We start from the raw sequence: 7,827 nt of genomic DNA, 5'->3' as shown, positions 1-7,827 counted from the left end.
CCCGGGCCTCCCCCCGGCATCCCGCCCTCCCCCGCCCACCCCGCCGCCGCGCACGCGGTGGGGGGGCACCGAGTGTCAAACGGGCCGGCCCCCCCCCCGGGGGGGGGGGGGGGGGCCCCCGGACCTGCTGTTTTCGGACTACTCGCCGCCGGGGCGGGCGGTGACGATCCGGTGGATCAGGCGCGCCGCCGTGCGGGCCGTGCGGTTGTCGACGTCGAGGGACGGGTTCAGTTCCGCGACGTCGACGAGGGCAAGTTTGCCACTGCGCGAGACCTTTTCGGCGACCCGCTGGATCGTCTCCACCGGCACGCCGTAGGCGGCGGGGGCGCTGACCCCCGGTGCCACGGCGGCGGGCATTACGTCGAGATCGATGGTCAGGTAGAGCAGGTCGACCTCGGCGAGGAAGCCCTCGACGAAGGCCTCCACCCCCGCCGCGTTCGTCACCCCGCAGTCGTCGTCGAGCAGGTAGCGCACGCCGAGCGAATCCGCGGTGTCGAACAGCACACTGGTGTTGCTGGGCTGGCTGATTCCGATTACCGCATAACGGAATTCGGCGCCGCGGGCGCGTTCGGACTCGGCGATCTGGCGGAACGGAGTGCCCGAGCTGGGGACCGGGTCCGGCCGCAGATCGAAATGCGCGTCCAGGTTCAGCACGCCCAGCCGGGCGCCGTCCCGCGCGGCCCGCGAATGGGCAAGGCCGAGATAGCTTCCGAAGGCGATCTCGTGCCCGCCACCGAGCACGACCGGGAAGTGCCCACGGTCGAGCAACTCGCTCACCGCGCGCCCGAGACGCTCCTGCCCGGCCTCGAGCGCCTCGTCCACGACGGCCACATCCCCGGCGTCGTACGCGCTGAGCGGCGCCGCGAGCGCCATGGGCGCCAACGCCTTTCGCAGCGCACCGGGGCCCTCCGCGGCGCCCCGGCGGCCCTTGTTGCGCCGCACGCCCTCGTCGCTGCGGAACCCGAGGAACGCGCAGGCGCCGGGCTCGGCGTCCGCGGTCAGCGGCCGCACCACGTGATGCCAGCGCAGGTGCTGCGGCCCGGGCCCGTCGTCCCGGCCCGTCCACGATTCGGGTGTGGAGTCCACGAGTTCGGTCGTCGACATGTTTTCCTCACTTGTCGTAGCTGGTGGAGGGCCGGGACGCGATCAGCTCGCCCAGTCGGCCCGGTAGGCCGGGCGGCCGTCCCGCCACACCTGGCTCACCAGCGGCACACCGGGGCGGTAGGCGAGATGGATGTGCGAGGGCGCGTCGAGCACGATCGCATCGGCCCGGGAGCCGACCGCGAGACGGCCGATATCGTTGCGCCGCAACGCCGCCGCGCCGCCGGCCGTGGCCGCCCACACCGCCTCGTCCGGGCTCATGTGCATGTCCCGCACCGCGACCGCGATGCACCACGGGATGCTCGTGGTGTAGCTGGTGCCCGGGTTGCAGTCCGCGGCCAGCGCCACGGTCACGCCCGCATCGATCATGCGGCGCGCCTCGGGATACCTGTTGCGCGTGCTGAAGTCGGCGCCCGGCAGCACCGTGGCGACGGTCATGCCACCGGCCAGCGCCTCGATATCGGCGTCGGTGGTGTAGGTGACGTGGTCGACCGAGGCCGCGCCCAGCTCGACCGCCAGGCGCACACCATCCCCGTAGGTGAGCTGGTTGCCGTGCACCCGGGGCGTCAGCCCCGCCGCCATGCCCGCCTCGAGCACGGCCTTGGACTGGTCGCGATCGAAGGCGCCCTCCTCGCAGAACACATCGATCCACTTCGCCGACGACGCGCACTCCGGGATCATCCGCGAGAGCACCAGATCCACGTAATCGTCGGTGCGCCCGGCGAATTCGGGCGGCGTCACGTGTGCGGCCAGCAGCGTGGTCTCGGCGGTGAACCGCCCGGCGACGGCCAGGCTGCGGGACTCGTGGTCCACGGTCTGGCCGTATCCGGACTTGCACTCGATCGTGGTGGTGCCCGATCGCAATGCCTCGGCCACGAGCCTGCCCATGTTGGCGGCCAGGTCGTCGTCCGTCGCGCCGCGGGTGGCGGCGATGGTGGTGCGGATGCCGCCGGCCGAATACGGCCGGCCGGTCATCCGGGCCTCGAAGTCGGCGGCGCGGTCGCCGCCGAACACCAGGTGGGCGTGGCTGTCGACGAAGCCGGGCAGCACGGACCGGCCCGCGACGTCGACCCGCCGGTGCGCGGCGCCCTCGGGCACCCGGGACGACGGCCCGGCCCACGCGACCTTCCCCTCACGAAGGACGAGTGCGGCATCGCGCAACAGCCCGAGCGGGCCCTCGCCCACGGTCGGGTCGTTGGTGACCAGCGTGCCGATGCCGTCGATCAGGACCGAGCCGTCATCGGCCGGCGAGCTCACTTCACTTCTCCCACATGGGGATCCGCACGCCACGCTCGCGCGCGACGTCGGCGGCGTGCTGGTAGCCGGCGTCGACGTGCCGGACGACGCCCATGCCGGGGTCGTTGGTCAGCACGCGCTCGAGCTTCTGCGCGGCCAGCTCGGTGCCGTCGGCGATGCACACCTGGCCGGCGTGGATGGAGCGGCCCATGCCGACGCCGCCGCCGTGGTGGATCGACACCCACGACGCGCCCGAGGAGGTGTTGACCAGGGCGTTGAGCAGCGGCCAGTCGGCGATGGCATCCGAGCCGTCCGCCATCGCCTCGGTCTCGCGGTACGGCGAGGCGACCGAGCCCGAGTCCAGGTGGTCGCGGCCGATGGCCACGGGCGCGGAAAGCTCACCGCTGGCGACCATTTCGTTGAACTTCAGCCCGGCGCGGTGACGCTCGCCGTAGCCGAGCCAGCAGATGCGCGCGGGCAGGCCCTCGAAGGCGACCCTCTCCCCGGCCATCTTGATCCAGCGCGCGAGGTGCTCGTTCTCGGGGAACAGCTCGAGGATGGCGCGGTCGGTGGCCTCGATGTCCTTCGGGTCACCCGAGAGCGCGGCCCAGCGGAACGGGCCCAAACCCTCCTCGAACAGCGGGCGAATGTAGGCCGGGACGAAGCCGGGGAACTCGAAAGCCCTTGTGTAGCCGGCCTTGCGGGCCTCGTCGCGGATGGAGTTGCCGTAGTCGAAGACCTCGGCGCCCTTGTCCATGAACCCGACCATGGCCTCCACGTGCTTGGCCATCGAGAGGCGGGACTGCTCGGTGAAGTGGGCCGGATCCTTGTCCGCGGCCGCCTTCATGTCGGCGAACGCGATGCCCAGCGGCAGGTAGGACAGCGGGTCGTGCGCCGAGGTCTGGTCGGTGACGATGTCGATCGGGGCGTCCATCTCCAGCAGTGCCGGGAAGATCTCCGCGGCATTGCCCTCGACGCCGATCGACAACGGGCGCTTGGCATCTCGCGCCTCGACCGCAAGCTGCAGGGCGTGGTCGAGGTTGTCGGCCTTGACGTCGAGGTACTTGTGCGCGATGCGGCGGTCGATGCGGGTGACGTCGCAGTCGACACAAATCGCGACGCCGTCGTTCATGGTGACCGCGAGCGGCTGCGCGCCGCCCATGCCGCCCAGGCCCGCGGTCAGGGTGATGGTGCCGGCGAGGGTGCCGTTGAAGCGCTTGCGGGCCACCGCGCCGAAGGTCTCGTAGGTGCCCTGCAGGATGCCCTGGGTGCCGATGTAGATCCAGGAACCGGCCGTCATCTGGCCGTACATCATCAGGCCCTCGGCCTCGAGCTTGCGGAACTGCTCCCAGTTCGCCCAGTCGCCGACGAGGTTGGAGTTGGCCAGCAGCACGCGCGGCGCCCATTCGCTGGTCCGGAACACGCCGACCGGCTTGCCGGACTGCACCAGCAGGGTCTCGTCGTTCGCGAGGGTCTTGAGGGTGTCGACGATGGCGTCGAACGCGGCCCAGCTGCGGGCGGCGCGGCCGGTGCCGCCGTAGACGACCAGGTTGTCGGGGTGCTCGGCGACCTCGGGATCGAGATTGTTCATCAGCATCCGCAGCGCACCCTCCTGCTGCCACCCGAGGGTGTTCAGCTCGGTGCCGCGCGGGGCGCTGACCGGGCGGGCCTCATGGCCGGGGGAAGTGATGTCCATCTTGTTCTCCTCGTGATCGGACGGTGGGGGAGCACTGCTGCGTCATCCGGAAAGCGGCGCGAGCGGGTTGCCGTCCGCGTCCGGTCCCGCAGCTGTTGTGCGTGGGCTCACATTCTGTAAGTATGAGTTGTATAGTCCTGTATATACAAGTTGCTGTCAAGCTGTGCCCCCCGCACCACCCGGAAGCGGGGCTGATCGTCCGGCCTCATCCGGACGCGACGACCGGCCGAGGGCAGCTCGAGACCGACGGAAGGCCCGCGATGAACACCGTCCCGACCCAGACCGATCCGACGCCGAACTCCACCATGATCGACGACGCGCTCGCCGGAGTCTTCCGACGGTGGGAGGAGCAGTTGCTCGCCGACGCCGACTCCCGCACTCGTGACCACCTCGCCGAGTTCGCCTCGGGGCTGCCCTCGGGATACAAGCAGGATATCGGCCCGGAGCGGGCGCGGATCGATCTCGACATCCTCTCCGGACTCGCCGACGAGGCCATCGATGTGCGCCTGGAACCGGTGGCGGAAGCGGGCGCGGATGCCGCCGGGACCCCGGCCCGGCGCGGCGGAGCGGAGGCGCCGGCGCCCGGCCTGTCCGCGCGCGGCACCCACCGGCTCTCGCTCTATGTCGGCGGGCGCCCGGCCTCGCTCGGGGATCTCATGCCGCTGCTGCAGAGCCTCGGCGTCGAGGTCCTCGACGAGCGGCCGTACGCGCTCGTGTCCCCGACGGGGATGCCGTGCTGGATCTACGCGTTCACCGTCCGGTATCCGATCGCGCCCGTCGACGGCTTCGACGAGTTCGCCGCCCGCTTCGGCGCGGCGGTCGCGGCGCTGTGGCGCGGCGCCGCCGAGTCCGACCGGCTCAACGAGTTGATCGGGCGGGCTGGACTGCGCTGGCGGGCGGTCACCGTGCTGCGCGGCTATGCCGAGTACCTGCGCCAGGCCGGATTTCCTTACAGCAGTGCGTATGTCGCCGATGCGCTGTGCCGCTACCCCGAGATCGCCGCGGGCCTGGTCGAATGCTTCACCGCGCGTTTCGATCCCGCGGCGCCGGAGTCCGACGGGGGCGCCGCGGCCGCAGCGCGAGTGTCGGAGCTGATCGAGCGGGTGGTCGGGCTCGACGAGGACCGGATCTTCCGCGCGCTGCTGGGAGTCGTCCGGAACACCTTGCGCACCAACCACTTCGCGGCGACCGAGCGGGCGGCGCTGGCGATCAAGCTCGACCCGCGCGCCATCGGTGAGCTCCCCGAGCCCCGGCCGCGCCACGAAATCTTCGTCTACTCACCGAGTGTCGCGGGCGTGCACATGCGCTTCGGGGCGGTGGCGCGGGGCGGGCTGCGCTGGTCGGACCGCCGCGAGGACTTCCGCACCGAGGTGCTGGGTCTGGTGAAGGCCCAGGCGGTCAAGAACGCGGTCATCGTGCCGGTCGGCGCGAAGGGCGGTTTCGTGCTGCGCCGGCCCCCGGCCCCGACGGGCGACGCCGACCGCGATCGGGCGGCGCTGTGGGAGGCGGGCGTCGCGGGTTACCGCACGTTCATTCGCAGCCTGCTCGACCTGACGGACAACATCGAGCGCGGCACCGGGTCGGTGCTCCCCGCGCCCGGCGTCCGCTACGACGCCGACGACACCTATCTGGTAGTGGCCGCGGACAAGGGCACGGCGACCTTCTCCGATATCGCGAACGGCGTTGCGGCAGAATACGATTTCTGGCTCGGCGACGCGTTCGCCTCGGGCGGCTCGGTGGGTTACGACCACAAGGCGATCGGCATCACCGCGCGCGGAGCGTGGGTCAGCGTGCGGCGTCGGTTCGCCGAACTCGGCGTCGACTGCCAGCGCGAGGACATCACCGTCGCCGGGATCGGCGACATGAGCGGCGACGTCTTCGGCAACGGGATGTTGTGCAGCAAGCACATTCGCCTGGTGGCAGCCTTCGACCACCGGCACGTGTTCCTCGATCCCGAGCCCGACGCCCGGTCCTACGCCGAGCGCGAGCGGTTGTTCGCGCTCCCGCGCTCCTCGTGGGCCGACTACGACCGATCCGCGATCAGCGCCGGCGGCGGCGTGTGGGACCGCACCGCCAAGAGCGTGCCGATCGGTGATGCGGTCCGCCGCGCCCTCGGCTTGCCCGGCACCGTCACCGAACTCACTCCGCCGGAACTGATCCGGGCGATCCTGCGCGCGCCGGTCGACCTGCTGTGGAATGGCGGCATCGGAACCTACGTCAAGGCCGCCGCGCAATCGCATGCCGACGCCGGCGACAAGGCCAACGACGGTGTGCGCGTGGACGCGGGCGAGGTCCGGGCCCGAGTGATCGGCGAGGGCGGCAACCTCGGCCTGACCCAGCAGGCGCGGATCGAATTCGCCCGTGCCGGTGGGCGAGTCGGCACCGACGCCCTGGACAACTCGGCCGGGGTGGACTGCTCCGACCACGAGGTCAACATCAAGATCCTGCTCGACGACCTGGTCGGCGCGGGCGCCCTGGACGGCCCGGGGCGCACCCGGCTGCTGGCCGAGATGACCGACGATGTGGCCGCACTCGTGCTGGCGGACAACGGATCCCAGACCGACGCGGTCGGCGCGGCCCTGGCCGACGGTCCCGCGATGCTCGTCGCGCACGGGCGCCAGATCGCGGCGCTCGAGGGGGCCGGCGCCCTGGATCGCGCGCTCGAGGTGCTGCCCGGCGCGAAGGAGATCGCCACCCGGCGCCGCGCGGGCGAGGGACTCTCGGCTCCCGAGCTGGCCACCCTCATGGCGCACGTCAAACTGGAGCTGCAGCGTGTGCTGCTGGCCGGAGACCTCGTCGACAACGATGTGTTCCTGCCGACCCTGCGCGCCTACTTCCCCCCGGCGCTGCGCGACGCGCACGCCGACGCCATCCATCGGCACCCGCTGCGCCGCGAGATCGTGGCCACGGCCCTGACCAACCGCGTCGTCGACGGCGGCGGCATCAGCCATGTGTTCCGGCTGGGGGAGGAGGTGGGCGCGACCCCGGACGACGCGGTCCGGGCGTTCGCCGTCGTCACCGAGGTGTTCGGGCTGCCCGCGCTGTGGTCGCGGATCGCCGCGGCCCCGGTACCCAGCGCGGTCGCCGACGAACTGATCATCCTGACCCGCCGGCTGCTCGACCGGGCCTCGCGCTGGATGCTGCACCGGCGCCCGCAGCCGCTGGCGGTCGGGGCCGAGATCGCGCGCTTCCGGGACCGGATCGCGGGGGCCTCGGCGCGGCTGGACGAATGGCTCGTCGGCGCCGACCGGACCAACCTCAGCGAGCGCACTCGCGCGGTGGCGCAGCGCGGCGCGCCGGAGGAGCTGGTGCGCGAGGTCGAACTGGTCCTGGACCGATTCGCCCTGCTCGACGTCATCGAGATCGCGGACCTGGCCGAATGCGAGACGACGGTGGCCGGTGAGCTGTACTTCCGCCTGTGCGAGCGGCTCGGGCTGGTCCGGCTGCTGAACGCGGTCTCGGCGCTGGGCAAGGAGACCCGGTGGGACGCGCTGGCGCGGCTGTCGCTGCGTGACGAGCTGTACGACAGCGTGCGTGCGCTGACACTGGACGTGCTGGCGCATGCGGTCGCCGGCGAGGACACCGACCGGATGATCGCGGAATGGGAGCGGCGCAACGAGTCTCGGCTGGCGCGGGCGCGCGGTACCTTGGCGGAGATCTCCAAGTCCGGCCGCGACGACCTGGCCGCCCTGTCGGTGGCCTCGCGCCAGCTGCGGCGGCTGGCCGGATGAACCGATCGGTAGACTTCATGGGCCGACTCGGCGAACGTCGCGGCGGACACTCTCGAGGACAGG

4 protein-coding genes are annotated in these 7,827 nt (G+C 71.8%); 1 reads left to right on the top strand and 3 read right to left on the bottom strand.

Annotation, left to right across the window (positions count from 1 at the left end):
- Window positions 1–138: 138 nt before the first annotated feature.
- From hutG to hutU, 3 genes are read right to left on the bottom strand one after another with little or no spacing between them, the layout of a single operon-like run.
- On the bottom strand, window positions 139–1,104 hold the full coding sequence (hutG, locus tag ABH933_RS23910; protein ID WP_429419553.1) for a formimidoylglutamase: 966 nt from the start codon (window positions 1,102–1,104) through the stop codon (window positions 139–141).
- Window positions 1,105–1,146: 42 nt separating this feature from the next.
- The gene (gene hutI / locus ABH933_RS23905) at window positions 1,147–2,358 is read right to left on the bottom strand and encodes an imidazolonepropionase (RefSeq protein ID WP_429419555.1); all 1,212 of its coding nucleotides are present in this window, start codon (window positions 2,356–2,358) and stop codon (window positions 1,147–1,149) included.
- A 1-nt stretch (window position 2,359) separates the two neighbouring features.
- On the bottom strand, window positions 2,360–4,033 hold the full coding sequence (gene hutU, locus ABH933_RS23900) for a urocanate hydratase (RefSeq protein WP_429419557.1): 1,674 nt from the start codon (window positions 4,031–4,033) through the stop codon (window positions 2,360–2,362).
- A 260-nt stretch (window positions 4,034–4,293) separates the two neighbouring features.
- Between hutU and ABH933_RS23895 the strand changes: the two genes are divergently transcribed.
- A complete protein-coding gene (locus ABH933_RS23895) occupies window positions 4,294–7,764 on the top strand; it encodes an NAD-glutamate dehydrogenase domain-containing protein (RefSeq protein WP_429419559.1) in 3,471 nt (1,156 codons plus the stop codon).
- The last annotated feature ends 63 nt before the right edge of the window (window positions 7,765–7,827 follow it).

The organism is Nocardia sp. GP40, from assembly GCF_050434125.1.
Classification (GTDB): Bacteria; Actinomycetota; Actinomycetes; order Mycobacteriales; family Mycobacteriaceae; genus Nocardia; species Nocardia albiluteola.
The sequence above is the reverse complement of the archived record's forward strand: the minus strand, read 5'-3'. Positions and strand labels throughout refer to the sequence as shown.

Excerpts from the sequence above, each read along its gene's own strand:
- hutG (WP_429419553.1), bottom strand. The coding sequence starts at position 1,104 with ATGTCGACGACCGAACTCGTGGACTCCACACCCGAATCGTGGACGGGC.
- hutU (WP_429419557.1), bottom strand. The coding sequence starts at position 4,033 with ATGGACATCACTTCCCCCGGCCATGAGGCCCGCCCGGTCAGCGCCCCG.
- ABH933_RS23895 (WP_429419559.1), top strand. The coding sequence starts at position 4,294 with ATGAACACCGTCCCGACCCAGACCGATCCGACGCCGAACTCCACCATG.